Raw genomic sequence first — 26,503 nt, 5'->3', positions numbered from 1 at the left:
TTGCACCGATGAAGCATGGATCAACTGTCAGTAAAATAAGGGAGAATCTGAGTGTCTCCTGCTAGGGTCATACCGGGTCTGCGCAGTGATCAAATCTGGGCCATACCGGATCGATTGAATATGGCGCGACAGTGCCTTTCTCAGCCTTCAGAACAGGTTGCAATACTGGACCTGACGGCTTCTGATCCGCGTGAAGTTACGTTCGGCGATCTGGGTGAAATGGTAGATGGTATTGCGCGTGCTCTGATCAACGACGTCCGACCCGGCGATCGAGTGGGCGTGTTGCTGAGCCAGTCGCCCGGGTGTGCGGCGGCACATTTGGCAATCTGGAAAATCGGCGCGATTTCGGTACCCCTGTTCAAGTTGTTCAAACACGATGCGCTATCATCGCGTGTCGGTGACGCGGGCTTAAAATTTGTTTTGACAGATTCCGAAGGGGCCGCGCTTGTTGGTGATCTGGCCAAACCAGTGCTTGCCGATCAGATCGGGCAAGAGGGACCACCTGTCCCGTTTGCCGACACCAGCCCCGAGGAACCTGCGGTATTGATCTACACCTCTGGCACCACCGGGAGCCCAAAGGGGGCACTGCACGGGCACCGGGTACTGACGGGTCACCTGCCGGGCGTATCGATCAGCCACAATCATCTGCGTCAGGGCGATTGTCTGTGGACACCGGCCGATTGGGCCTGGATCGGCGGTCTGTTCGATGTGCTGATGCCCGGTCTAGCGCTGGGTGTACCGATCGTTGCGGCGAGGTTGGATAAGTTCACTCCCGAGGCCTGCGCGGATCTCGTCATGCGTGGCGGGGTACGGAATGTGTTCTTCCCGCCGACCGCCCTTCGTATGTTGAAAGCTGCGGACCAGACGATCCCCGGTTTGCGCTCGGTTGCGTCCGGCGGGGAGCCTCTGGGGGTCGAGATGTTGGCCTGGGGTAAAAAGGCGTTTGGCCTGACGATCAACGAATTTTACGGCCAGACCGAATGCAATATGGTCGTGTCCTCCTGTGCCGAGGATTTCCCAGCGCACCCCGGCTGTATCGGCAAGCCGGTGCCCGGGCATGAAGTTGCGGTGATTGATGGCGACGGCCGGCCGACCAATGAAGAGGGCGACGTCGCTATCCGGCGCGGCTCGGCCTCGATGATGCTGGAATACTGGAACCGGCCCGATGCGACGACTGAGAAGTTCCGTGGTGATTGGCTGATCACCGGAGACCGTGGCGTGTGGGAGGGCGACTATCTGCGCTTTGTCGGTCGCGATGATGACGTGATCACGTCGGCCGGATACCGCATCGGACCCGCTGAGATCGAAGATTGCCTGCTGACCCATCCGGCAGTGGCAACTGTGGGTGTGGTCGGTAAGCCTGATCCGCTGCGGACCGAGATCGTGAAGGCCTATGTGGTGTTGAAACCGGGCGCTGAGGCTGCGGAGCAGGAGTTGCAAGATTGGGTCAAGGACCGTCTGGCTCAGTACTCCTATCCGCGCGAGGTGGCGTTTCTGGACGAGTTGCCGATGACGGTGACGGGGAAGGTGATCCGCAAGGAGTTGAAGGCGCGGGCTGCGGGGGAGGTAATTACATGATGCGAATTGCAGTTGCTGCGATACTGGTTCCATCGCTTGTCTACGCTCAGGGCGCTTGGGTAGACCAGTCGTACATTCAACAGTGTTTTTCCCAGTCGCAGCAGGGCGATAGCTTGTCATCATGTCTAGGCGCAGCTGCCAATACCTGCCAAACGATACCGGGAAATGAAACAACCATTGGCATTACCGAATGTATTCAAGCTGAAACCCAAGTTTGGGATTCATTTCTGAACGAACAGTATAAACTGCGTAGGGCGGAACTGGCTGAGCAAAGTCCCGAACTTTCGGACCAGTTGCGAGATGCTCAACGCGCATGGATCGGGTTTCGGGACGCTGAATGCGCTCTGGCCTACGGCATATGGTCTGGTGGAACGATACGCTCGATTGTAGCCGCAAATTGCTTGCTGACCGAAACCGCTGAACGCGCTGTGGAATTGCGCGACTTGGGGAAGATGGAATGAAACTAAAATCCAAAGCCATACCAACCTCCGAGGGGTTCAAGGCGAACCGAGCTGCACATCTGGATGCGCTGGCACGTATCTCTGAGGCCGCCGAAGCCGCCCGCATGGGCGGAGGTGAGAGATCCCGCGCGCGGCATGAATCTCGGGGCAAGATGCTGCCGCGTCGCCGGGTGGCAAACCTTCTTGATCCGGGCTCTCCGTTTCTTGAAATCGGCGCGACGGCGGCGCATGGGATGTACGGGGGCGCCGCACCTTGTGCCGGGGTCATCGCCGGGATTGGCCGGGTGCAGGGACGCGAGGTCATGGTGGTGTGCAACGATGCCACCGTGAAGGGCGGTACTTACTATCCGATGACGGTCAAGAAACACCTGCGCGCGCAGGAGATTGCTGAGGAAAACCATCTGCCCTGCATCTATCTGGTCGATAGCGGTGGTGCCAACCTGCCCAATCAGGATGAAGTGTTCCCCGACCGAGACCACTTTGGCCGCATCTTTTACAATCAGGCGCGGATGAGCGCGAAGGGGATCGCTCAGATCGCTGTTGTCATGGGATCCTGTACGGCGGGCGGGGCCTATGTGCCCGCGATGTCTGATGTGACGATCATCGTGAAAGAGCAGGGGACAATCTTTCTGGCCGGGCCACCTCTGGTCAAGGCGGCGACGGGAGAGGTCGTCAGCGCCGAGGATCTGGGCGGCGGTGATGTACACACGCGCCTGTCGGGTGTGGCGGATTATCTGGCCGAGGATGATGCGCATGCGTTGGCTCTGGCCCGGCGCGCCGTCGGGTCGTTGGGCGGTGCCGGGCTGAAGCCCGGCCTACGGTTCGAGGCATCCGAGGAGCCAGATTACGACCCAGAAGAGGTACTTGGCGTTGTCCCTGCTGATCTGAGAACCCCCTATGACATTCGGGAGGTGATTGCGCGTCTGGTCGATGGCTCTCGGTTTGATGAGTTCAAGCCGCGTTTTGGCGAGACGCTGGTGACCGGTTTCGCCCATGTCAAAGGCTGCCCGGTTGGGATCATCGCCAACAATGGCGTGCTGTTTTCCGAGGCCGCGCAGAAGGGCGCGCATTTTGTCGAGCTGTGTTCTCAGCGCAAAACACCGCTGGTATTCCTGCAGAACATCACCGGCTTCATGGTTGGCCGCAAATACGAAAACGAAGGCATCGCGCGGCATGGGGCCAAGATGGTTACGGCGGTGGCGACGACGAGCGTTCCCAAGATCACCATGCTGGTCGGCGGTTCTTTCGGAGCTGGAAACTACGGCATGGCAGGTCGCGCCTATCAGCCTCGTTTCCTGTGGACCTGGCCGAATTCGCGCATCTCGGTGATGGGGGGCGAGCAGGCTGCGGGCGTTCTTGCCACCGTCAAGCGCGACGGGATCGAACGGCAGGGCGGCACGTGGTCGGCTGAAGAGGAAGCCGAGTTCAAACGTCCGACGCTGGACATGTTCGAGGAACAATCCCACCCGCTTTATGCTTCGGCCCGGCTCTGGGATGACGGCATCATCGACCCACGCAAAAGCCGCGACGTGTTGGCCTTGTCGCTGAGTGCTGCACTGAACGCCCCGATTGAGGAGACACGTTTCGGCGTGTTCAGGATGTAAGATGAGCGTTTCATTGAATGACGTCATGGCCCGCTATCCGGGTGCTCAGACTTTCAAGTTTGGTGACAACGCATCGCTGAGTGCTGAGCTGCTGGCGTTGGTGCGATCAGGCCGAAAAACGGCAACCTGTGGTGCGTTACGTGACTACCCCGATGGCAGTGCTGACACCCCCGTTGTTGGGCGGCAGGATATTGCGCTGGAATGGGATGATCGCCCGGCTTTGGTGATCGAAACGGTCGAGGTCTCGACCTGCCGATATTGCGATGTGACCGAAGACTTCGCATTGGCCGAGGGTGAGAATGAAACGCTTGAGGGGTGGCGCGAGGATCATCGCCGGTATTTCGAACGAAATGGCGGGTTTGATCCCGAGATGGAATTGCTGTGCGAACGGTTCCGCCTTGTCGAAGATCTGGCGGCTGAGGGGTAAGCTATGTTCAACAAAATCCTGATTGCTAACCGAGGCGAGATTGCTTGTCGGGTGATGGAAACGGCTCAGAAGATGGGTGTGTCCTGCGTGGCTGTGTATTCGGATGCCGATGCCTCGGCCAAGCATGTGCAGATGGCGGATGAGGCCGTGCATATCGGCGGCGCGGCCCCAGCTGACAGTTATCTGAAGGGTGATGTGATCATTCAGGCGGCGCTGGATACAGGCGCGCAGGCGATCCACCCGGGCTATGGCTTTCTGTCCGAGAATCCAGATTTCGTGGATGCGGTTGAGGCGGCAGGCCTGACCTTCATCGGACCATCGGCGGACGCGATCCGCAAGATGGGCCTTAAGGACGCAGCAAAGGTTCTGATGGAGCAGGCGGGCGTTCCGGTTGTGCCCGGCTATCATGGCGACAATCAAGACCCCGAACACCTAGCAGGCGCGGCGGAAACCATTGGTTATCCTGTTCTGATCAAAGCTGTTGCAGGCGGTGGCGGCAAAGGGATGCGTCTAGTCGAGAAGCCCGAGGAGTTCTCGGCTGCTTTGGACAGCGCGCGCGGTGAGGCCAAGACGGCCTTCGGTAACGATGCCGTGCTGGTCGAGAAATTCGTCGCCAAACCACGTCATATCGAGGTGCAGGTATTCGGTGACGGCACCCAAGCGGTGCATCTGTTTGAACGCGACTGCTCGTTGCAGCGGCGGCACCAGAAGGTGATCGAAGAGGCTCCGGCCCCCGGCATGACCGCTGAAATGCGCGAAGCGATGGGGCAGGCGGGCGTGCGTGCGGCAGAGGCGATTGGATACAAGGGCGCAGGGACGGTTGAGTTCATCGTCGATGCTTCGGACGGGTTACGCCCGGATCGGTTTTGGTTCATGGAGATGAACACGCGCCTGCAAGTCGAACATCCGGTGACCGAGGCAATAACGGGTGTCGATCTGGTCGAATGGCAGTTGCAGGTAGCTGCGGGTGAAAGCCTGCCGAAACAGCAGGGTGATTTGTCGATCAACGGGCATTCCTTTGAGGCGCGGCTTTATGCCGAGGACGTTCCCAAGGGTTTTCTGCCCGCGACGGGTACGCTGACCCATCTGCACTTCCCGCCGGAGTGCCGCGCCGATAGCGGCGTGCGGGCTGGGGATACGATCAGCCCTTGGTACGATCCCATGATTGCCAAGGTCGTGGTGCATGGCCCGACGCGAGCGGTTGCTTTGGAAAGCCTGCACCGCGTCTTGCGCCAAACCGAAGTTGCCGGGACGGTAACCAACCTTGCGTTTCTTGGGGCTCTGACGCGGCACAGCGGGTTTGCGTCGGGCGACGTGGATACCGGGCTGATCGGGCGAGACCTTGACGATCTTGTGCAGGAAGCTGGCGCAAGCAACGCGTCAACCGTGGCTGCAGCGATGACGGCGCTGGGTCTGGCCGAGACGGTATCAGAAACGGGCTTTACCCTATGGGCGCCATTACATCGCGCTGCGCAATTGCTGCGGGATGGAGAGGTTGTTGATCTGGATGTCCAGGTCGAAGGTCCGGATCGGCAGGTTTGGGAGATCGAAGGCACGCAGCTAATCGCGCAACGCCGTGGCGCTGGCTGGACCATCGATGGGACACCTATGCCAAATGTTGTCATGGCCGGGTCTCAGGTCACAGTATTTGACGACTATGGGCAGGTGTTTGAGGTTGTTGATCCTCTGGACCGCGACGCAAGCGGGGGGGGCGACACCAATGTGATCGAGGCGCCGATGCCAGGTCTGGTCAAAGCCGTCTTTGCCTCGGCAGGGCTGGAGGTGAAGGAAGGCGACCGGCTGGCCATTCTGGAAGCGATGAAGATGGAGCATTCTCTGCTGGCCGCCCGCGATGGCGTGGTCGCAGAAGTGCTGGCCGAAGCGGGCGCACAGGTCGAGGCTGGGGCAGCGCTGGTTCGGTTGGCCGAGGATTGATCTGTTCGGCCCGTGGATTGCGTGGCACAGTCGGGCCATCCGTAATTGAAACGATAAGAAACCGGGAAGGGATGCGCTGATGAAAGAACGGGTCGAGATTTTCGAGGTCGGGCCACGCGACGGCCTGCAGAACGAGCAGCGCGAGATCCCGGTGGCAAAAAAAATCGCCTTGGTCGATTGCCTCAGCCGTTGCGGGTTCAACCGGATTGAGGTTGCAAGCTTTGTCTCACCCAAATGGGTGCCGCAAATGGCGGGCAGCGGTGAGGTTCTGGCCGGAATAACGCGGACTGAAGGCGTACGCTATGCGGCGCTGACGCCGAATTTGCGCGGGTATGAGGATGCCTTGGCGGCCAAGGCGGATGAGATCGCGGTGTTTGCGTCAGCGTCCGAGGGGTTCTCGAAAGCGAATATCAACGCGACCATCGCTGAATCCATCGAACGGTTCGTGCCGATCCTTGAGGCCGCGCGGCATATCGATTTGCCCGTGCGTGGTTATGTGTCCTGCGTGACTGATTGCCCCTATGACGGCCCGACCCCGCCTGAAAAAGTGGCTGAGGTGGCGGACGCATTGTTCGCGCATGGCTGCTACGAGATTTCGCTGGGCGATACGATTGGGCAGGGGACCCCGGACAAGATCGCGCATATGCTGTTGGCCGTGCGCGAACGGGTCCCGGTCACTCGGCTTGCTGGGCATTTCCATGACACCAACGGGCGGGCGATCGACAATATCGATGCTTCTTTGGCGCTGGGTGTACGGGTGTTTGATGCCGCCGTCGGCGGGCTTGGGGGTTGCCCCTATGCGCCAGGTGCAGCGGGTAATGTGGCAACCGAAGCGGTGGCCGCGCATCTGGAACGGTTGGGATATGAAACCGGATTGGACGCGTCTGTGCTGGAAGAAGCTGCAGACATGGCGCGGGCTATGCGAGCGGAATAGAAATGTACGAAACGATAACTTTAAAGACAGATGGTCGCGGCGTAGCCACGTTAACGCTGGATCGACCAGAGAAGCACAATGCGCTGTCGGCGCAGATGATTGCTGAACTGACACAAGCCGCCGGGCAACTGGCCAGTGATGAAGCTGTCCGGGTGGTGGTTCTGGCCGCGTCAGGCAAAAGCTTTTGCGCCGGGGGTGATCTGGGTTGGATGCAGGCGCAAATGGCCGCCGATCCCGATACGCGCTTCACCGAGGCGCGCAAGCTGGCCGAGATGCTGAATGCCCTGAATACGCTGCCCAAGCCTCTGATTGGCGCATTGCAGGGCAATGCGTTTGGTGGTGGAGTGGGAATGGCCTCGGTCTGTGATGTGGCGATCGGGGTGGATAGCCTGAAGATGGGCCTGACCGAAACGCGACTTGGCCTGATCCCGGCCACGATTGGCCCCTATGTTATTGCTCGTATGGGTGAGGCAAGGTCGCGGCGGGTCTTCATGTCCGCACGTCTCTTTGATGCAGCGGAGGCTGTCGAGCTGGGCTTGTTGGCGTGCGCGGTGCCCGCTGATGCCTTGGCAGAGGCGGTCGAGGCCGAAGTGCGTCCCTATCTATCCTGCGCGCCAGGCGCTGTTTCTTCGGCAAAGCAATTGATCCAATCGCTGGGACCACGCATTGACGATGCTGTGATCGACCACACCATTCGACAGCTGGTAACGCGTTGGGAAACCGACGAGGCGCAAGAGGGAATCAGGGCCTTTTTCGACAAACGAAAACCTGCATGGAATAGGTAGGTTTAGCCGCGTCGGGCCGTTTCAAGGTATTCTAAGCCATAGCCTGCTGGGCGATTGTAATAATGCCCATCTGCGCGTTTCTGTTCGGTTGACCCTCTGACCCCACAGAGATAGAGAATGTCCAGTCAACACGCCAATTGACGGCGCACCCTTTCGGGACATGCGCAGGAAAGGAGCTATACGTGGAAGACCTGTTGCGGGAGTACCTCCCGATCCTGGTGTTTCTGGCCGTCGCTGTAGGCCTTGGAATCGTCTTGATTCTCGCTGCTGTGGTGCTTGCCGTCCGCAATCCAGACCCTGAAAAAGTCAGTGCATATGAATGTGGCTTTAACGCATTCGACGATGCGCGGATGAAATTCGACGTCCGATTCTATCTGGTCGCGATTCTCTTCATCATCTTCGATCTGGAAATCGCCTTCCTGTTTCCTTGGGCCGTTGGCTTCAAAGACATCAGCGATGTTGGGTTTTGGTCCATGATGGTGTTTCTGGCGGTGCTGACCATCGGCTTTGCCTATGAATGGAAGAAAGGGGCCCTGGAATGGGAGTGATGACGGGCGCAAACACCGCGGGCGTCGACAAAGAAGTCGCCACCCAGGCCCTGAACGCCGAGCTGCAGGACAAAGGTTTCCTGCTGACCTCGACCGAAGACATCATCAACTGGGCCCGTACCGGTAGCTTGCACTGGATGACCTTTGGTCTGGCCTGCTGCGCGGTCGAGATGATGCATACCTCGATGCCGCGTTATGATGCGGAACGGTTTGGCATTGCCCCCCGAGCGTCCCCGCGTCAGTCGGATGTGATGATCGTGGCCGGAACCCTGACCAACAAGATGGCCCCAGCGCTGCGTAAAGTTTACGACCAGATGCCCGAGCCGCGCTATGTGATCTCGATGGGCTCCTGCGCCAATGGCGGTGGTTATTACCACTATTCCTATTCTGTCGTGCGCGGTTGCGACCGGGTTGTTCCGGTGGACATCTACGTGCCCGGCTGCCCTCCAACCGCTGAGGCGTTGCTGTATGGCCTGATGCAGTTGCAGCGCAAAATACGCCGTACCGGCACCATTGTACGCTGAGGGAGAGGGCAGATGAGCGAAACACTCAAAGAACTCGGCGCGCAGTTGGAGCTAAAACGAACCGATTGCGTTCTGTCCTGGGACGTGACGCATGGTGAGCTGAACGTCGATGTGGCCCCGTCGAATCTTGTGGAATTCATCGAATTCCTGAAGTCTGACCGCAGTTGCCAGTTCTCAACGCTGGTGGACATTACCGGTGTCGACTACCCCGAACGCGCCAAGCGGTTTGATGTGGTTTATCACTTTCTGTCGATGTACCAGAACCAGCGCATCCGCCTGCGGGTGTCGATCCGTGAAGAAGATATGGTGCCTTCAATTGTCGACGTTCACCCCTCGGCCAACTGGTTCGAGCGTGAGGTGTTCGACATGTTCGGCATCTTGTTCTCGGGTCATCCCGATTTGCGGCGCATCCTGACCGACTATGGGTTCCGCGGCTATCCGCTGCGCAAGGATTTTCCGACCACCGGTTATACCGAAGTTCGCTACGACGAGGCGCAAAAGCGCGTGGTCTATGAACCTGTGTCGCTGGTGCAGGAATACCGTCAGTTTGATTTCATGTCCCCGTGGGAAGGTGCGAACTACATTCTTCCGGGGGATGAAAAACAGGAGACTGAATAATGGGTGGCATCTGGTGGCTGATCCTGTCTGCACTGACCATCATTCCGATGGTGAAGATATTGCCGTTTTTCGGGATCAACAAATACTGGTGCCTGCTCTGTCTGGTTCCCTTTGGCACGATCGCGTTGCTGTGGTGGGTCGGGCTTAAACTGCAAGAGCTGGAGCGTCGCTGATGGGTCTGGGGGAGCTGATCGCGTTGGGGGCGCTGGGGGTTCTGCTGGCCGGGGCTGCTGCCAAAGCGGCTGAGGCGGAAAAGGTCCGGGTTCGGGCCGAAGCGAAGAAGAAACGAGGGCGTTGATGGACGGCTCAAGATACGATGACGGCAGCACGGACGCGCTGAGCGGGGAACAGAAGATCCGCAACTTCAACATCAACTTCGGCCCGCAACACCCTGCGGCGCACGGAGTTCTGCGTCTTGTGCTTGAGCTGGACGGTGAGATCGTCGAGCGTTGTGATCCGCATATCGGCCTGCTGCACCGTGGCACCGAAAAGCTGATGGAAAGCCGGACGTATCTGCAGAACCTGCCGTATTTCGACCGGCTGGATTACGTGGCGCCGATGAACCAGGAACATGCGTGGTGTCTGGCCATCGAAAAGCTGACCGGGGTTGAAGTGCCGCGTCGCGGTTCTCTGATCCGGGTCCTCTATTCCGAGATCGGCCGTATTCTTAACCACCTGTTGAACGTGACCACTCAGGCCATGGACGTCGGCGCGCTGACCCCACCGCTTTGGGGCTTTGAAGAGCGCGAAAAGCTGATGGTGTTCTACGAGCGTGCCTGCGGTGCCCGCCTGCACGCAGCTTATTTCCGCCCCGGTGGCGTTCATCAGGACCTGCCGCCGGAACTGCTGGACGATATCGAGGCGTGGAGCCACGAATTCCCCGCTGTTCTCGATGATATCGACGGTCTGCTGACCGAAAACCGCATCTTCAAACAGCGCAACGCCGATATCGGTGTGGTGACTGAGGATGACATTCAAAAATACGGCTTCTCGGGCGTTATGGTCCGTGGCTCGGGTCTGGCATGGGACCTGCGTCGCGCGCAGCCCTATGAATGCTATGACGAGTTCGAGTTCCAGATCCCCGTCGGCAAGAACGGTGACTGCTATGACCGTTATCTGGTGCGCATGGAAGAGATGCGCCAGTCGCTGCTGATCATCCGCCAGGCCATCGCCAAAATTCGCGACTGCCCAGGCGACGTTCTGGCACGCGGCAAGATCACCCCGCCGAAACGCTCAGACATGAAGACCTCGATGGAAAGCCTGATCCATCACTTCAAGCTTTATACCGAAGGCTTCCACGTCCCCGCGGGCGAAGTCTACGCCGCCGTCGAGGCCCCCAAGGGCGAATTCGGCGTCTATCTGGTCGCCGACGGCACCAACAAACCCTATCGCGCCAAACTCCGCGCGCCGGGGTTCCTGCATCTACAAGCCATGGACCACGTTGCCGGAGGCCACCAACTGGCCGACGTCGCCGCGATTATCGGCACCATGGACGTCGTATTTGGAGAGATTGACCGCTAATGCTCCGCCGTCTTCACGCCGAACAACCCGAAAGTTTCGCCTTCACCGCTGCTAACCAGCAATGGGCCGAAGCGCAAATAACCAAATATCCCGAGGGGCGTCAGGCCAGTGCGGTCATCCCGCTGCTGTGGCGCGCGCAGGAGCAGGAGGGCTGGTTGAGCCGTCCGGCGATCGAATCGGTCGCCGACATGCTTGGTATGGCCTATATCCGCGTGCTTGAGGTTGCTTCGTTCTACTTCATGTTCCAACTGCAGCCGGTTGGTTCGGTCGCGCATATTCAGGTGTGCGGCACGACATCCTGCATGATCTGCGGAGCAGAGGATCTGATTGCTGTCTGCAAGGAAAAGATCGCTGCAAAGCCGCATGAACTGTCCGATGACGGCAAGCTGAGCTGGGAAGAGGTTGAATGCCTTGGGTCCTGCACCAACGCGCCGATGGCTCAGATCGGCAAGGATTACTACGAAGACCTGACGACCGAGAGCTTTGGCAAGATTCTTGATGATCTGGTGTCGGGCAAAGTCCCGACTCCGGGTCCGCAGAATGGTCGGTATGCGGCGGAACCTCTGAAAGGGCTGACCAGCCTGACGGAGTATGACAGTGGCCGGACGCAATACAACGCCAGTGTTCAGCTTGCGAGCGAACTGGGCGATACCGTCAAGCGTATTGACGGAACCGAGGTTCCAATCCTGACCCCGTGGCTGGGCAAGGATGGCAAAGCTGCTGCAACCAAAGCTGCTCCGAAACCGCCAAAAGCGCCAGCCTCGGCGAAACCTGCAGTGAAACAGGCAGCTGAGGCGAAAGCGGCGAAAGAGGAACAGCCCGAAACGCTGTCTGTTGCACGGGATGGCAAGCCTGATGATCTGAAAATGCTGAAGGGCGTAGGTCCAAAGCTGGAAGAGACTCTGAACGAGCTGGGCTTTTTCCACTTCGACCAGATTGCTGCATGGACATCAGAGCATGTGGCCTGGGTCGACACGCGCCTGAAATTCAAAGGCCGGATCGAACGGGACGGATGGATCGAACAGGCTGCAAAACTGGCAGCTGGTGAAGAAACCGAATTCGCTAAACGTGCCAAGGAAGATGGCACTTACGAGGACTAAGCAGGTGCCCGTGCGGGGCACCAGGACGAGATGGATAAAGACAGGGAACACGCCATAGCCCGCAAGGGTCGTCACATAGGCATCGTCATCGCCGTTACGATGGTGCTTTGGCTTGGCATGACCTTGTTCATAGGCCCCGCAATGGGTTTGCCGGGGCGCTATGCGCTGCTGTTTGATTTCGCTGCTCTTGCGGGATTCATCTATGCAGGTGTGAACATATTTCAACTCTGGCGCATGCGTCAGGACAGCTGAAGGTAAGACATGATGCTGAAGGATCAGGACCGGATCTTTACCAACATCTACGGGATGCATGAGCGCACGCTGAAAGGCGCGCAAGCCCGCGGGCATTGGGACGGCACAGCTGGCCTGATCAAAAATGGCCGTGACTGGATCATCCAGACAATGAAGGATTCGGGGCTGCGCGGTCGCGGCGGGGCGGGCTTCCCTACCGGCTTGAAATGGTCGTTCATGCCCAAAGAAAGCGACGGACGTCCGGCCTATCTGGTTGTGAACGCAGATGAATCCGAGCCGGGCACCTGCAAAGACCGCGAGATTATGCGTCATGATCCGCACACGCTGATCGAGGGGTGCCTGATCGCGTCTTTCGCAATGAACGCGCATACTTGCTACATCTACCTGCGCGGCGAATACATCCGCGAGCGTGAGGCTCTGCAGGCCGCGATTGACGAAGCCTATGACGCGGGTCTGCTTGGGAAGAATGCCGCTGGTTCCGGCTGGGATTTCGACTTGTTCCTGCATCACGGGGCGGGTGCGTATATCTGCGGCGAGGAAACAGCTCTGATTGAAAGCCTTGAGGGCAAGAAGGGCATGCCGCGGATGAAGCCTCCGTTCCCGGCAGGCGCGGGCCTTTATGGCTGCCCGACCACGGTGAACAATGTGGAATCGATTGCCGTTGTGCCGACCATCCTGCGCCGGGGCGCCGACTGGTTCGCAGGCTTTGGCCGTCAGAACAACGCGGGCACAAAGCTGTTTGCGATCTCGGGCCATGTGAACAACCCCTGTGTCGTCGAAGAAGCGATGTCGATTTCCTTCGAAGAACTGATTGAAACCCATTGCGGCGGTATTCGCGGCGGCTGGGACAATCTGCTGGCGGTGATCCCCGGTGGCTCGTCGGTGCCGTGCGTGCGCGGCGAAAACATGCGCGATGCGATCATGGATTTCGATTATCTGCGCGGAGAGTTGGGTTCGGGTCTGGGTACAGCCGCTGTGATTGTGATGGACAAGTCCACGGATATCATCAAAGCGATCTGGCGGTTGTCGAAGTTCTACAAGCACGAAAGCTGTGGTCAGTGCACGCCTTGCCGTGAAGGCACTGGCTGGATGATGCGTGTGATGGATCGTCTTGTACGTGGCGAAGCCGAGCTGGAGGAGATCGATATGCTCTTCGACGTCACCAAACAGGTCGAGGGCCACACAATCTGCGCGCTTGGCGATGCCGCCGCTTGGCCAATCCAAGGCCTTATCCGTAATTTCCGGGAAGAGATCGAAGACCGCATCAAGGCTCAGAAATCGGGCCGTATGGGTGCGATGGCAGCGGAGTAAACCTGATGGAAGCCTACGCCGAATATTCCCACGCAATTGCGTCATTGGTGATTTTCACCCTGATCGTTTTGTTCATGTCGCCGTTTTCGGCGCTCGCAAAAGCCGGCAAGGGGCTGGCACCAGGGGCGACCCCGGATCAGGACTATTCTGACAAGGCTTATCGTTTGAACCGCGCGTATCTGAACGGTACTGAAACGCTGCCTGCGTTTTTGACCGTTACAGTTGCGGCAATTCTGCTGGGTGTCAGCCCGTTCTGGGTGAACCTGCTGGCCTCGGTCGCGCTGTTAGCGCGGGTGGTCATGCTGGTGATCCATCTGCGCGGGATCGGCAAACCGCATAGCGGGGTTCGCTCTGTGTCTTATGTAGTTGGGTGGGCCTGCATGGCCGTTCTCGGCCTTATGGCATTGGTGGCTGCATTTTGATCCAGCCCGACGGATATCACTTGGCCGAATTGAATGTTGGTCGTTTGTTGGCGCCTACCGACGATCCACGCGTGGCCGAATTCATGGCCAACCTTGACCGCGTTAACGGACTCGGCAAGCGGATGCCGGGCTTTGTCTGGATGATGGAAGGTTCAGGTGAACCAGGAACCGGAAATACCGAAAACAGCATCGGAAGCGATCCGCAGTTTGTCGCAAATCTAACGGTCTGGGAAGATGTCGCCAGCCTTGAGAAGTTTGTTTGGGGTACCATCCACAAGCAGTTCTACGAACGTCGGCAAGAATGGTTCGAAATACTCGGCGAGCAACATTTTGTCATGTGGTGGGTGCCCAATGGTCACCAGCCTAGTTTGGAAGAAGCGCTGGAACGACTAGAGACGTTGCGCACAAAAGGTGCGAGCGAAAGTGCCTTTGGATGGGCAGAATTGAAACAGGCCAGCATGTGGCGCGACCACCGTTGCGTTCAGGTCGCGGCAGAGTAAGGGGATGGTGATGGACACGATATCCCAGACGCACCGGCAGATACCGCATGCGCCAGCCACGATGCAGGAGTGGTCATGATGGCGAAACGAGGAATTTTGGTGATGTCGGTTTTGGTGGGGGCACTGCTCTCCGCCTGCGGAGAGGCGCCATCACAGGCGACGCGGGTTGCGTTTGACGGCATTTATTTCAGGGCCAGCGCGAAACACGTGGACAAGAGAACCACACCTTCCGAGTTTACCGTGACAGTAAACGGCGTTTCGCAATCGTTCGACGGTGCGCGTGAAGCTGGCCGCTACGAAGCCACCAAGTTCTGCGTTCAGAATTTTGGCTCTTCCAGGATTGCCTGGAAGGTTGGACCGGATACGGAACCGCAAAACCTGCGTATTGAGAACGATAAACTGACCTTTGCCGGACGCTGCCAACGACCATGAGCAACCGTATCGCATATCACGGCAGGACCGGTGGCTTGTTATTGCATAGCAAGCGCGTCGACCATCGTCTTGGGAATCCCAAGACGAAAGGAAATGTTATGTCTTTGATACGACTGGTCGCCGCGATTTGCGTAATATCTTTCCCGGTTCTGGCTGAGGCGAAGCCACCCTTGCGCGAAGTCAAAGAGATCGACAACGAACTCTATTACATCGCGATCGCAAACGAGATTTCGGAGTATTGTCCGTCAATAAGCGGGCGTCGGCTCAAGGCGATTGGTGTCATGTGGGATTTGCGCTCGAAAGCGAACAAACTTGGATATTCGGACAAGGAAATCCGGGCTTATGTGGATTCGGATTCTGAAAAAGATCGTATGCGCGCCAAGGGCGAGAGCTATCTGGCGCAGAACGGCGTATCTTACGAAAATCCCAAAACCTTCTGCGCGTTGGGCAAGAAGGAAATTGAAAGAAACAGCGCCATCGGCGTGTATTTGAGGGCGAACTAGACCATGTCTGACCTCCGCAAAGTCAATATCGACGGACAGGAAATCGAAGTCGATGGCGCGATGACACTGATCCAAGCCTGTGAGCAGGCCGGGGTCGAGGTGCCGCGCTTTTGCTATCACGAGCGTCTGTCGATTGCCGGGAACTGCCGGATGTGTCTGGTCGAGGTCGTTGGCGGCCCGCCGAAACCTGCGGCCTCCTGCGCGATGCAGGTACGCGACTTGCGTCCGGGTCCGGAAGGGCAGGCACCTGTGGTCAAGACAAACTCACCCATGGTCAAGAAGGCCCGCGAAGGGGTGATGGAGTTTCTGCTGATCAACCACCCGTTGGATTGCCCGATCTGCGATCAGGGCGGTGAGTGTGACCTGCAGGATCAGGCGATGGCCTATGGTCTGTCAGGCACACGCTTCAAAGAAGCCAAGCGTGCCGTGGATGATCTGGACCTTGGCCCGCTGGTTGGCACCGCAATGACGCGCTGCATCAGCTGTACCCGCTGCGTGCGTTTCACAACCGAGGTTGCTGGGATTACCCAAATGGGCCAGACCGGGCGAGGGGAAGATGCCGAGATCACGTCGTATCTAAACCAGACTCTCGACTCGAACCTGCAGGGCAACATCATCGATCTGTGCCCTGTCGGGGCGCTGACTTCGAAGCCGTATGCCTTCACCGCCCGCCCTTGGGAACTGACCAAGACCGAAAGCATCGATGTCATGGATGCCATGGGCTCGAACATCCGCGTGGATACCAAAGGCCGTGAAGTGATGCGCTTCTTGCCGCGCAATCATGATGGTGTGAACGAGGAATGGATCAGCGACAAGACCCGCTTTGTCTGGGATGGTCTGCGCCGTCAGCGCCTGGATCGGCCTTACGTGCGGGAAAACGGCAAACTACGCCCGGCGTCGTGGCCAGAGGCACTGAACAAAGCCGCCGAGGCGCTGAAAGGGGCTGATAAACCTGCAGGCATCGTGGGCGATCTGGCCCCGGTCGAGGCCGCATTCGCGCTGAAACAGATGATCGAAGGGCAGGGCGGTGTTGTCGAATGTCGCACCGATGGTGCCAAGCTGCCGGCGGGTAACCGTGGGGCATATGCCGGTACAGCCGCGATTGAAGATATCGACAGCGCCGAGCGTATCCTTCTGGTTGGCACCAATCCACGTGATGAAGCGCCGGTTCTGAACGCCCGCATCCGCAAGGCATGGGCACACGGTGCCGAGGTGGCCTTGGTCGGGCCCGCCATCGATCTGACCTACGAGTATCACCATGTAGGCGACGACCGTGCTGCGCTGCAAACCGTCGTTGATATGGGTGGCAATGATGAGATCAAGAGCAAGCGCTCTCTGGTCATCGTCGGGCAAGGCGCGCTGCAAGAGGCTGATGGCTCTGCCGTTCTGGCCGCCGCACAAACCATTGCAAGCAATACCGAAAGTGGGCTTATCGTTCTGCACACCGCAGCATCGCGCGTGGGTGCCATGGATGTGGATGCGACCAGCGAAGGCGGCATGGATGCGGTAAGCGCGGCCGATGTGATCTATAATCTCGGCGCCGATGAGGTCGAGATCGGCGAGGGCGCATTTGTGATCTATCAGGGCAGTCACGGCGATCGTGGAGCGCACCGCGCCGATGTGATACTGCCGGGTGCGGCTTACACAGAAGAAAACGGCCTGTTCGTCAACACGGAAGGTCGACCTCAACTCGCGATGCGTGCAGGATTCGCCCCGGGTGAGGCCAAGGAGAACTGGGCCATCCTGCGTGCCCTTTCTGCCGAGCTTGGTGCAACACTGCCCTACGACTCTCTGGCGCAACTGCGCACTGTTCTGATCGAAGCGGTTCCGCATCTGGCGCGTATCGATGAAGTGATCGAGAATGACGTTCGGGCTCTGGACGCAGGCCCGTTGGGCAAGGCGACATTCCGCGATGCCGTCAAAGATTTCTATCTAACCAACCCGATAGCACGCGCCTCGCAACTGATGGCCGAGCTATCGGCACAAGCGCAGGCCCGCAAGACTGAGAAGATTGCGGCGGAATGAACCAGACACGTTTCATATCGCAGACAAACGCGGTGCCCGGGTGGCAGTTAGCCGCGCCGGAATTGCGTGTGAAATTGAAGATTAAGGGTGGCGTAAAGACGGCAGATGCTGTTTACACCAACGCGCCGACCCAGCCGCAGATTGCGCAGGCAACTGGCCTTTGCATCGCACGCGGAAAACGGAATACCCACGGTGTGAGGACCAATGGCTGAATTCTTTAACACCCCAGGCGGAATAGCCATCATTATTCTGGCGCAAGTGCTTGCAGTTGTGGCCTTTGTGATGATCTCGCTGTTGTTCCTCGTTTACGGCGACCGCAAGATTTGGGCAGCGGTCCAGATGCGCCGCGGCCCCAATGTGGTCGGCGTCTACGGCCTGCTGCAATCGGTGGCGGACGCACTAAAATATGTGGTGAAAGAGGTCGTCATTCCCGCGGGCGCTGACCGCACGGTGTTTATCCTCGCACCATTGACCAGTTTTGTTCTGGCGATGATCGCTTGGGCAGTGATCCCGTTCAACGATGGCTGGGTTCTGTCGGATATCAACGTCGCCATCCTCTATGTCTTTGCCGTGTCTTCATTGGAAGTTTATGGCGTGATCATGGGCGGTTGGGCGTCGAACTCAAAGTACCCATTCCTGGGATCGCTGCGCTCAGCCGCGCAGATGATTTCCTACGAAGTGTCGATCGGCCTGATCATCATTGGCATCATCATCTCGACCGGATCGATGAACTTCGGTGATATCGTTCGCGCGCAGGATGGCTCGTTTGGCTTCTTCAGCTGGTACTGGTTGCCGCATTTCCCGATGGTGTTCCTGTTCTTCATCTCGGCGCTGGCCGAGACCAACCGGCCACCCTTCGACCTTCCCGAAGCGGAATCCGAGTTGGTTGCCGGCTACCAGGTCGAGTACTCAGCCACGCCTTTCCTGCTTTTCATGGCGGGTGAGTACATCGCTATCTTCCTGATGTGCGCCCTGACCACGCTGCTGTTCTTCGGCGGCTGGCTGTCGCCGATCCCGGGCTTGCCCGATGGCGTGTTGTGGATGGTTGCCAAGATGGCGTTCTTCTTCTTCATCTTCGCGATGGTCAAGGCCATTACCCCCCGCTACCGCTATGACCAGCTGATGCGGCTGGGCTGGAAAGTATTCCTGCCGTTCTCACTGGCTTGGGTGGTCTTCGTGGCCTTCGCAGCGAAATTCGACTGGTTCTGGGGTGCGTTCGCCCGTTGGAGCGTAGGAGGCTGATCATGACTCAAATCGACTACACCCGCGCTGCCAAATACTTCCTTTTGCAGGACTTCTGGGTCGGCATGAAGCTGGGGCTGAAGTATTTCTTCGCCCCCAAAGCCACCGTGAACTATCCGCACGAAAAAGGACCTCTGTCGCCGCGTTTCCGGGGTGAACACGCCCTGCGCCGCTATCCGAATGGCGAGGAACGCTGCATCGCCTGCAAACTGTGCGAGGCGATATGCCCGGCGCAGGCCATCACAATCGACGCCGAACCACGCGAAGACGGTAGCCGCCGCACAACGCGGTATGACATCGACATGACTAAGTGCATCTATTGCGGTTTCTGCCAGGAGGCCTGCCCGGTCGATGCTATCGTCGAAGGCCCGAATTTTGAATTCGCCACGGAAACCCGGGAAGAGCTGTTCTACGACAAGGAAAAACTGCTGAATAACGGAGAACGCTGGGAAGCCGAGATCGCCCGCAATCTGGAAATGGATGCGCCGTACCGATGAGTGACAGCCCGACAAATCCGTTTGAGCTGATGATGAAGCAGGCTCAGGACATGGCCAAGGCGATGAACCCGGCGATGGAGAATTTTTCGCCCAAAGGGTTCGAGGCGCTGTGGCCGACCATGCCGAAAGAGGTCATGGAGATGATGTTCGGCAACACAGTCAACAAGGACGGGCTGGACGCCAAGACCCGGCTTTTGCTGACTCTTGCCGGGTTGACCTGTCAGGGCGCGCAAGCGGACTCGGCAGTGCGTCAGACTGTGCGCCACGCGTTGGAGGCTGGTGCCAAGAAACAAGAGATCGTGGAAACGATCGGCCAGATGTCGGTCTTTGCCGGCATCCCGGCCATGACCCGTGCGCTGGATCTAGCGCAAGAGGTCATGGGCGACAACGAGGATGAGGATCAATGACCGTCTTTGCCTTCTATCTGTTTGCCATCAGCGCCATCACCGGTGGGCTGTTCACGGTGATCAGCCGCCAGCCGGTGCACTCGGTCCTATGGCTGATCTTGTCCTTCCTGTCTTCGGCGGGACTGTTCGTGCTGCTGGGGGCCGAGTTTGTGGCGATGCTGCTGATCATCGTTTATGTCGGCGCGGTCGCGGTTCTGTTCTTGTTCGTGGTGATGATGCTCGACGTGGACTTTGCCGAGCTCAAGGCCGAGATGGCACGCTATATGCCGCTCGCCCTGCTGATCGGTCTGGTCATTCTGATGCAGTTCGTCATGGCCTTTGGGGCTTGGGACAGCGCTCAGGGCGCGGCGGCCAATCTGGCGCAGCCGGTCCCGGTCGACCGCCACAACACCGATGCGCTGGGTGTCATCCTCTATGATCAATACTTCCTTCTGTTCCAATTGGCGGGGCTGATCCTGCTGGTGGCCATGATCGGCGCAATCGTGTTGACGCTGCGCCACCGTCAGGACATCAAACGTCAGGACATCATCGGCCAGATGATGCGCGACCCGGCCAAAGCGATGGAGTTGAAGGACGTGAAACCGGGGCAGGGGCTATAAGACGATGATCGGACTTGAACACTATCTTACGGTCGCGGCGACGCTGTTTGTCATCGGCATCTTCGGTCTCTTCCTGAACCGCAAGAACGTCATCATCCTACTGATGAGCATCGAACTGATGCTGCTGGCGGTGAATATCAACCTTGTGGCATTTTCCAGTTTCCTCGGCGATCTGGTCGGGCAGGTGTTTACGCTGTTCGTTCTGACCGTGGCGGCGGCCGAGGCGGCGATCGGGCTGGCCATTCTGGTCTGCTTCTTCCGCAACCGCGGCACCATCGCGGTTGAAGACGTCAATATGATGAAGGGGTAAGAGAACATGGAAACCACCATCCTCTTTGCCCCGCTGGTGGGCGCGCTGCTCTGCGGGTTTGGCTGGCGCTTTATCGGCGAGAAAGCCGCCATGTGGACCGCAACAGGCCTGCTGTTTCTGGCCTGTCTGCTGTCTTGGATCGTGTTCTTCGCGTTCGACGGGGTTACGCAACAAATCGAGATCATGCGCTGGATCGAGAGCGGATCTTTGTCGACAAGCTGGGCTATTCGTCTGGACCGTCTGACGGCGATCATGCTGATCGTGGTGACGACCGTCTCGGCGCTCGTGCACCTCTATTCCTTCGGCTACATGGACCACGATCCGCAATGGCGCGAGGGCGAGAGCTATAAGCCGCGTTTCTTTGCCTATCTGTCCTTCTTCACCTTCGCCATGCTGATGTTGGTGACCGCAGATAATCTGGTTCAGATGTTCTTTGGCTGGGAAGGCGTGGGCGTTGCCTCGTATCTTCTGATCGGCTTCTACTATCGTAAGCCGTCGGCCAATGCCGCGGCGATGAAAGCGTTCATCGTCAACCGAGTGGGCGACTTTGGCTTTGCACTGGGGATTTTCGCGCTGTTCTTCCTGACGGACAGCATCAACTTTTCCGACATCTTCGCGTCGGCGCCCGCGCTGGCAGAAGAAAAGCTGCACTTCCTGTGGGGGGAGTGGACCGCGATTGAAGTGATCTGCGTCCTGCTGTTTATCGGCGCGATGGGTAAATCAGCGCAGTTGATCCTTCACACCTGGTTGCCCGACGCGATGGAAGGCCCAACGCCTGTATCGGCACTGATCCACGCGGCGACGATGGTGACCGCGGGTGTGTTCCTGGTCTGCCGCATGTCGCCGCTGATGGAGTTTGCACCGGGTGCGACCGGGTTCATCACTTTCCTTGGCGCATCGACCGCGTTCTTCGCCGCGACTGTGGGTCTGGTTCAGACCGACATCAAACGCGTCATCGCCTATTCGACCTGTTCTCAGCTGGGCTATATGTTCGTCGCGGCTGGTGTGGGCATGTACTCGGCGGCGATGTTCCACCTGCTGACACACGCGTTCTTCAAGGCGCTGCTATTCCTTGGTGCAGGCTCGGTCATCCATGCAATGCATCACGAGCAGGAAATGACCGAGTATGGTGGCCTGCGGAAGAAGATACCTTATACGTTCTGGGCGATGTTGATCGGCACTCTGGCGATTACTGGCGTGGGTATTCCGCTGACCACTTTCGGCTTCGCCGGTTTCCTTTCCAAAGATGCCATCATCGAAAGCGCGTATGCCGGTGGCACTGGATATGCCTTCTGGATGCTGGTCATCGCTGCGATGTTCACATCGTTCTACAGCTGGCGCCTGATCTTCCTGACCTTCTATGGTGAGGAGCGTGGCGACAAGCATACCCATGAACATGCGCATGAAAGCCCAATGACCATGTTGGTACCGCTGGGCGTGCTGTCACTGGGTGCAGTGTTTGCCGGGATGATCTGGTACGGTAATTTCTTTGGCCATGCGGACAAGGTGGGCAAGTTCTACGGAATTCCAGTGGCCGAGGCATCAGAGCATGCAGAGGCGGGCGATCACGGCAAAGCGGATTCGAATGCCGACGACAGCCACGCCGATGACAGCCATACCGATACCGCCCGTACGGATGACGGGCATGGTGAGAAGGACGCGCATGGCGGCGATCACCACTATGTCTTTGCCGGAGAACCGGGTGAAGGTGCGCTTTATATGGCACCCGACAACCATGTGCTGGACGATGCGCACGCAGCCCCGAAATGGGTTAAGGTCTCACCCTTTGTAGCGATGTTGCTTGGGTTCATCGTGGCTTACTGGTTCTACATCGCGAACACCTCGCTGCCTGCACGTTTGGCCGCGAACCAGCGTCCGCTCTACCTGTTCCTGTTGAACAAATGGTACTTTGACGAGATCTACGACGCGATCTTCGTCAAGCCCACCGTGACGCTTGGCCGGTTCCTGTGGAAGCGCGGCGACGGCAACACGATTGACGGCTTCCTGAACGGGGTTGCGATGGGCGTTGTGCCCTTCTTCACCCGCCTCGCCGGGAAAGCTCAGACCGGTTACATCTTTACTTACGCCTTCTGGATGGTCTTGGGCATCGCCGCCCTTGTAACCTGGATGTCTATCGGCGGAGGCGCTCACTAATGGACAATATCCTATCTATTGTCACCTTCATCCCCGCCATCGCTGCAGGCATTCTGGCCCTGTTCCTGCATGGTGAGGACGTAGCCGCGCAACGCAACGCCAAATGGGTTGCCTTGGTGGCGACGACTGTGACCTTTTTGGTCTCGATCGGCATCTATACCGGCTTTGACCCGTCCAACACCGGCTTCCAGATGGTGGAAGAGGGCGAGTGGCTGCTGGGCCTGAAATACAAGATGGGTGTGGATGGGATCAGCGTTCTGTTCGTCCTGCTGACCACCTTCATCATGCCGCTGACCATTTTGGCCAGTTGGAACGTCACGGATCGTGTCAAAGAGTACATGATCGCCTTCCTGCTGCTGGAAACGCTGATGCTTGGCGTGTTCATGGCGCTGGATTTAGTGCTGTTTTACCTGTTCTTCGAGGCGGGCCTGATCCCGATGTTCCTGATCATCGGTATTTGGGGCGGCAAAGACCGGATTTATGCCAGCTTCAAGTTCTTCCTCTACACCTTCCTTGGCTCGGTGCTGATGCTGGTGGCGATGGTTGCGATGTACGCGGATGCGGGCACCACGGATATCGAGGCGCTGATGAGCCATCAGTTCTCGTCGGAAGGGTTCAGCGTGCTGGGATTCTATATCGTCGGCGGCATGCAGACGCTGATGTTCCTAGCCTTCTTCGCGTCGTTTGCGGTGAAGATGCCGATGTGGCCGGTGCATACCTGGCTGCCGGATGCGCACGTTCAGGCTCCGACTGCAGGCTCGGTCGTTCTTGCTGCGATCCTGCTGAAGATGGGCGGCTATGGCTTCCTGCGGTTCAGCCTGCCGATGTTCCCGGTGGGTTCGGCTGTGATGACGGACGTAGTGCTGTGGATGTCGGCGATTGCGGTTGTCTACACCTCGCTGGTGGCGCTGGTGCAGGAAGATATGAAAAAGCTGATCGCCTATTCCTCGGTCGCACATATGGGCTTTGTGACCATGGGCATCTTTGCGGCCAATCAGCAGGGCATTGACGGCGCGATCTTCCAGATGCTCAGCCACGGGTTCATCTCGGCCGCGCTCTTCCTATGCGTCGGTGTGATCTATGACCGAATGCACACCCGCGATATTGAGGCGTATGGCGGTTTGGTAATCCGGATGCCCGCCTATGCGCTGGTCTTCATGTTGTTCACCATGGCAAATGTTGGCTTGCCGGGTACGTCCGGATTCATAGGAGAATTCCTGACCCTGATGGGCGCCTTCCAGGTCAACACATGGGTAACAGCTGTGGCCGCGACTGGTGTGATCTTCTCGGCCGGCTATGCGCTTTGGCTGTACCGCCGTGTGGTATTCGGCGACCTGATCAAGGAAAGCCTAAAGGCCATCACCGACATGAGCTCGCGCGAGCGGCTGATCTTTGCGCCACTGATCGTGATGACCATTCTGCTGGGGGTTTATCCTTCGCTGGTGACCGATGTGATCGGCAACTCGACGGCTGCGTTGATTTCGAACTATGACACGGCTCTGGCCGCGGCTGAGACCGCGACCCAGTCAGCTGCATCGCATTAAGGAGGCTTTGGAGACATGATCCAGGCTGATCTGACAATTATCCTGCCGGAAATCGTTTTGGCGATCTATGCGATGGCGGCGCTGATCGGGGCTGTCTACACAACAAAAGATGGGCTGGCACCGGTGTTGGTCTGGTCAACAGCGGGGCTTATGGCGTTGCTGGCGATCTGGATCGCAACCAATGGCGATGGCACGAATATTGCTTTCAACGGCATGTTCGTGGATGACGGATTTGCCCGGTTTGCCAAAGTTGCAATCCTTCTCTCTGCAGCAGCTGTCCTGCTGATGAGTCAGGATTACATGGCACGCCGTGGTCTGTTGCGTTTTGAATATCCGCTTCTGGTGGCTCTGGCCGCTGTTGGCATGATGATGATGGTCAGCGCGGGCGATCTGATGTCACTTTATATGGGCCTCGAGTTGCAATCGCTGTCGCTCTACGTCGTGGCTGCGCTGCGTCGGGACAGTGCCAAATCGACCGAGGCGGGACTGAAGTATTTTGTGCTGGGCGCGCTCAGTTCCGGCCTGCTGCTTTACGGCGCGTCGCTGGTTTATGGCTTTACCGGAACGACTTTGTTCTCGGGCATCATCCAGACCGTGCATCACGACGACATATCGCTCGGCCTACTGTTTGGCCTTGTTTTGCTGATATCGGGCCTTGCATTCAAAGTCTCTGCCGTGCCGTTCCACATGTGGACACCGGATGTGTATGAAGGCTCACCGACACCCATTACCGCGTTCTTCGCCACTGCCCCGAAAGTGGCCGCGATGGCCCTGTTCGCGCGTGTTTTGCACGATGCCTTTGGCGGGGTTGTCAAAGACTGGCAGCAGGTGATCGTTCTGTTGTCAGTTCTGTCGATGCTGCTGGGTGCGGTCGCGGCGATTGGGCAGCGTGACATCAAGCGCCTGATGGCGTTCTCTTCGATTGCACATATGGGCTATGCCCTGATTGGTCTGGCCGCTGGTACCGAGATGGGCGTCAAGGCCATGCTGATGTATCTGGCAATCTATGTGACGATGAACATCGGCACATTCGCCTTCATCTTGATGATGGAGCGTGATGGCAAGCCAGTGACGGATATCGATGCTCTGAGTCAGTATTCAAAACGTGACCCCGGGAAAGCTCTGGCTGTTCTGATCCTGATGTTCAGCCTTGCGGGCGTGCCCCCGATGCTGGGCTTTTTCGCCAAGTTTGGCGTCTGGCAAGCTGGTGTAGAGGCCGGGTTGACCGGTCTGGTTATTGCCTCGGCAATCGCTTCGGTCATCGGTGCGTTCTATTACTTGCGGATCGTGTTCTACATGTATTTCGGGGCTGAGAACGAGGACCCGATCGAAACGCTATCGTCACCAGTTCTGTGGGGCGCTCTGATGGGGTCTGCCGCGCTGATGCTGATCGGTGTGTTTTATCAGTTCGGAATCGAAGGCGCTGCAGCTGCAGCGGCGACAACGCTTGTCAACTGATCTTGGTTCCGTAAACAGAAAGGGGCTCGGTCACTGTACCGGGCCTTTTTGACATGAGTGATTGGCCGCAAGGATACGGGCTGCATGTACTGCAAGAGGTGGACAGCACCCTAAACGAAGCCGCGCGACTCGCGCCGACCGCCTCGGGACCCGCCTGGATTTTGGCGCATCGCCAGACCGCAGCGCGTGGTCGGCGTGGTCGTGCCTGGACCAACCCCAAGGGCAATCTGGCCGCGACCTTGCTGATGCGACCACCCGGAGATCCGGAACAGGCCGCGCTTCGCAGTTTCGTCGCGGCCCTCGCACTTTACGATGCCTGCGTCGCGGTGACCGGTCGAGCGGCGGGTCTGTCACTGAAGTGGCCCAACGATGTGTTGCTCAACGGTGGCAAGCTGGCTGGTATCTTGCTGGAAAGCACTGGGCAGGGACGAGGTATTTCGCATCTGGCAATCGGCATTGGCGTCAATCTGTCCGAGGCTCCCAGCGCTGACAGCGTCGAACCCGGCGCCGTGCGGCCGGTGTCGTTGCTTTCGGAAACCGGTTCCCATGTCACGCCTGAGGATTTTCTGGCAGAGCTGGCTTCGGCCTATGCCCACTATGAAACCCAGTTCATGACGTATGGTTTCGATCCGATCCGCACCGCGTGGCTTTCTCGCGCAGCACGGCTGGGTGAGGTTATTACCGCGCGTACCGCAGCGTCCGAGACGGTAGGAACCTTCGAAACGGTAGACGCGGGTGGCAGCCTTGTCCTAAACACCGCCAAGGGCCGTGTCAGCATTCCTGCCGCGGACGTCTATTTCTAAAGGGGGCAC

General features: G+C 58.3%; 31 protein-coding genes. All 31 read left to right on the top strand.

Annotated elements, in window-relative coordinates:
- The first annotated feature begins 51 nt into the window (after positions 1-51).
- The 31 genes from G7G_RS0117685 to G7G_RS0117535 all read left to right on the top strand — a co-directional run bounded on the left by G7G_RS0117685 (position 52) and on the right by G7G_RS0117535 (position 26,494).
- A complete protein-coding gene (locus G7G_RS0117685) occupies positions 52-1,578 on the top strand; it encodes an AMP-binding protein (RefSeq protein WP_010442785.1) in 1,527 nt (508 codons plus the stop codon).
- Positions 1,575-2,039 carry a lysozyme inhibitor LprI family protein gene (locus tag G7G_RS23315; protein WP_010442784.1) on the top strand — a complete coding sequence of 155 codons (465 nt, stop codon included), beginning with the start codon at positions 1,575-1,577 and terminating at the stop codon, positions 2,037-2,039. Before G7G_RS0117685 ends, G7G_RS23315 begins: the two co-directional genes overlap by 4 nt.
- Positions 2,036-3,643 carry a carboxyl transferase domain-containing protein gene (locus tag G7G_RS0117675; RefSeq protein ID WP_010442783.1) on the top strand — a complete coding sequence of 536 codons (1,608 nt, stop codon included), beginning with the start codon at positions 2,036-2,038 and terminating at the stop codon, positions 3,641-3,643. The genes G7G_RS23315 and G7G_RS0117675 overlap by 4 nt, the downstream gene beginning before the upstream one ends.
- A 1-nt stretch (position 3,644) precedes the next feature.
- Positions 3,645-4,070, top strand: a complete 426-nt coding sequence (locus tag G7G_RS0117670; protein WP_010442782.1) for an ASCH domain-containing protein — start codon at positions 3,645-3,647, stop codon at positions 4,068-4,070.
- Between the two features lie 3 nt (positions 4,071-4,073).
- Entirely contained in the window at positions 4,074-6,005 is a 1,932-nt protein-coding gene (locus G7G_RS0117665) for an acetyl-CoA carboxylase biotin carboxylase subunit (protein ID WP_010442781.1), read from the top strand.
- 79 nt (positions 6,006-6,084) lie between these two features.
- Positions 6,085-6,939: a hydroxymethylglutaryl-CoA lyase gene (locus G7G_RS0117660; RefSeq protein WP_010442780.1), complete on the top strand. Its 855-nt coding sequence runs from the start codon at positions 6,085-6,087 to the stop codon at positions 6,937-6,939.
- Positions 6,940-6,941: 2 nt separating this feature from the next.
- On the top strand, positions 6,942-7,724 hold the full coding sequence (locus tag G7G_RS0117655) for a crotonase/enoyl-CoA hydratase family protein (RefSeq protein ID WP_010442779.1): 783 nt from the start codon (positions 6,942-6,944) through the stop codon (positions 7,722-7,724).
- A 182-nt stretch (positions 7,725-7,906) separates the two neighbouring features.
- Complete coding sequence (locus G7G_RS0117650) at positions 7,907-8,272, top strand: NADH-quinone oxidoreductase subunit A (protein WP_010442778.1); 366 nt, start codon at positions 7,907-7,909, stop codon at positions 8,270-8,272.
- Positions 8,263-8,796, top strand: a complete 534-nt coding sequence (locus G7G_RS0117645) for a NuoB/complex I 20 kDa subunit family protein (protein WP_010442777.1) — start codon at positions 8,263-8,265, stop codon at positions 8,794-8,796. The genes G7G_RS0117650 and G7G_RS0117645 overlap by 10 nt, the downstream gene beginning before the upstream one ends.
- A 12-nt stretch (positions 8,797-8,808) precedes the next feature.
- Positions 8,809-9,414, top strand: coding sequence for an NADH-quinone oxidoreductase subunit C (locus G7G_RS0117640; RefSeq protein WP_010442776.1), 606 nt, complete (start codon positions 8,809-8,811; stop codon positions 9,412-9,414).
- A complete protein-coding gene (locus G7G_RS24550; protein ID WP_010442775.1) occupies positions 9,414-9,587 on the top strand; it encodes a hypothetical protein in 174 nt (57 codons plus the stop codon). Before G7G_RS0117640 ends, G7G_RS24550 begins: the two co-directional genes overlap by 1 nt.
- The gene (locus G7G_RS24865) at positions 9,587-9,712 is read left to right on the top strand and encodes a hypothetical protein (protein WP_010442774.1); all 126 of its coding nucleotides are present in this window, start codon (positions 9,587-9,589) and stop codon (positions 9,710-9,712) included. The genes G7G_RS24550 and G7G_RS24865 overlap by 1 nt, the downstream gene beginning before the upstream one ends.
- Complete coding sequence (locus G7G_RS0117625) at positions 9,712-10,935, top strand: NADH-quinone oxidoreductase subunit D (protein WP_010442773.1); 1,224 nt, start codon at positions 9,712-9,714, stop codon at positions 10,933-10,935. Before G7G_RS24865 ends, G7G_RS0117625 begins: the two co-directional genes overlap by 1 nt.
- A complete protein-coding gene (nuoE, locus tag G7G_RS0117620) occupies positions 10,935-12,035 on the top strand; it encodes an NADH-quinone oxidoreductase subunit NuoE (RefSeq protein ID WP_010442772.1) in 1,101 nt (366 codons plus the stop codon). Before G7G_RS0117625 ends, nuoE begins: the two co-directional genes overlap by 1 nt.
- A 30-nt stretch (positions 12,036-12,065) precedes the next feature.
- Complete coding sequence (locus G7G_RS0117615) at positions 12,066-12,287, top strand: DUF5337 domain-containing protein (RefSeq protein WP_010442771.1); 222 nt, start codon at positions 12,066-12,068, stop codon at positions 12,285-12,287.
- A gap of 12 nt (positions 12,288-12,299) precedes the next feature.
- The gene (gene nuoF, locus G7G_RS0117610; RefSeq protein WP_010442770.1) at positions 12,300-13,598 is read left to right on the top strand and encodes an NADH-quinone oxidoreductase subunit NuoF; all 1,299 of its coding nucleotides are present in this window, start codon (positions 12,300-12,302) and stop codon (positions 13,596-13,598) included.
- Positions 13,599-13,603: 5 nt separating this feature from the next.
- Entirely contained in the window at positions 13,604-14,020 is a 417-nt protein-coding gene (locus G7G_RS0117605; RefSeq protein WP_010442769.1) for an MAPEG family protein, read from the top strand.
- Positions 14,017-14,520, top strand: a complete 504-nt coding sequence (locus G7G_RS0117600; protein ID WP_010442768.1) for a DUF3291 domain-containing protein — start codon at positions 14,017-14,019, stop codon at positions 14,518-14,520. Before G7G_RS0117605 ends, G7G_RS0117600 begins: the two co-directional genes overlap by 4 nt.
- A 78-nt stretch (positions 14,521-14,598) precedes the next feature.
- Complete coding sequence (locus G7G_RS0117595) at positions 14,599-14,952, top strand: hypothetical protein (RefSeq protein ID WP_238528826.1); 354 nt, start codon at positions 14,599-14,601, stop codon at positions 14,950-14,952.
- Between the two features lie 98 nt (positions 14,953-15,050).
- Complete coding sequence (locus tag G7G_RS0117590; RefSeq protein WP_029622146.1) at positions 15,051-15,455, top strand: DUF5333 domain-containing protein; 405 nt, start codon at positions 15,051-15,053, stop codon at positions 15,453-15,455.
- Between the two features lie 3 nt (positions 15,456-15,458).
- Entirely contained in the window at positions 15,459-17,480 is a 2,022-nt protein-coding gene (gene nuoG / locus G7G_RS0117585; RefSeq protein ID WP_010442765.1) for an NADH-quinone oxidoreductase subunit NuoG, read from the top strand.
- A complete protein-coding gene (locus G7G_RS0117580) occupies positions 17,477-17,692 on the top strand; it encodes a hypothetical protein (RefSeq protein ID WP_010442764.1) in 216 nt (71 codons plus the stop codon). The genes nuoG and G7G_RS0117580 overlap by 4 nt, the downstream gene beginning before the upstream one ends.
- On the top strand, positions 17,685-18,722 hold the full coding sequence (gene nuoH, locus G7G_RS0117575; RefSeq protein ID WP_010442763.1) for an NADH-quinone oxidoreductase subunit NuoH: 1,038 nt from the start codon (positions 17,685-17,687) through the stop codon (positions 18,720-18,722). Before G7G_RS0117580 ends, nuoH begins: the two co-directional genes overlap by 8 nt.
- 2 nt (positions 18,723-18,724) lie before the next feature.
- On the top strand, positions 18,725-19,219 hold the full coding sequence (gene nuoI / locus G7G_RS0117570; protein ID WP_010442762.1) for an NADH-quinone oxidoreductase subunit NuoI: 495 nt from the start codon (positions 18,725-18,727) through the stop codon (positions 19,217-19,219).
- Positions 19,216-19,626 (top strand): carboxymuconolactone decarboxylase family protein, encoded by a 411-nt coding sequence (locus tag G7G_RS0117565; protein WP_010442761.1) that lies wholly within the window; start codon positions 19,216-19,218, stop codon positions 19,624-19,626. The genes nuoI and G7G_RS0117565 overlap by 4 nt, the downstream gene beginning before the upstream one ends.
- Positions 19,623-20,225, top strand: a complete 603-nt coding sequence (locus tag G7G_RS0117560; RefSeq protein WP_010442760.1) for an NADH-quinone oxidoreductase subunit J — start codon at positions 19,623-19,625, stop codon at positions 20,223-20,225. Before G7G_RS0117565 ends, G7G_RS0117560 begins: the two co-directional genes overlap by 4 nt.
- 4 nt (positions 20,226-20,229) lie before the next feature.
- The gene (nuoK, locus tag G7G_RS0117555; protein WP_005984024.1) at positions 20,230-20,535 is read left to right on the top strand and encodes an NADH-quinone oxidoreductase subunit NuoK; all 306 of its coding nucleotides are present in this window, start codon (positions 20,230-20,232) and stop codon (positions 20,533-20,535) included.
- Positions 20,536-20,541: 6 nt separating this feature from the next.
- Positions 20,542-22,689: an NADH-quinone oxidoreductase subunit L gene (nuoL, locus tag G7G_RS0117550; RefSeq protein WP_010442759.1), complete on the top strand. Its 2,148-nt coding sequence runs from the start codon at positions 20,542-20,544 to the stop codon at positions 22,687-22,689.
- Positions 22,689-24,233, top strand: coding sequence for an NADH-quinone oxidoreductase subunit M (locus tag G7G_RS0117545; protein WP_010442758.1), 1,545 nt, complete (start codon positions 22,689-22,691; stop codon positions 24,231-24,233). The genes nuoL and G7G_RS0117545 overlap by 1 nt, the downstream gene beginning before the upstream one ends.
- 15 nt (positions 24,234-24,248) lie before the next feature.
- Entirely contained in the window at positions 24,249-25,691 is a 1,443-nt protein-coding gene (gene nuoN / locus G7G_RS0117540) for an NADH-quinone oxidoreductase subunit NuoN (RefSeq protein WP_010442757.1), read from the top strand.
- A gap of 53 nt (positions 25,692-25,744) precedes the next feature.
- Complete coding sequence (locus G7G_RS0117535; RefSeq protein ID WP_010442756.1) at positions 25,745-26,494, top strand: biotin--[acetyl-CoA-carboxylase] ligase; 750 nt, start codon at positions 25,745-25,747, stop codon at positions 26,492-26,494.
- The last annotated feature ends 9 nt before the right edge of the window (positions 26,495-26,503 follow it).

The organism is Ruegeria conchae (assembly GCF_000192475.1).
In the GTDB taxonomy this organism is placed as follows: Bacteria; Pseudomonadota; Alphaproteobacteria; order Rhodobacterales; family Rhodobacteraceae; genus Ruegeria; species Ruegeria conchae.
This window is presented reverse-complemented; position numbering and strand designations above follow the sequence as displayed.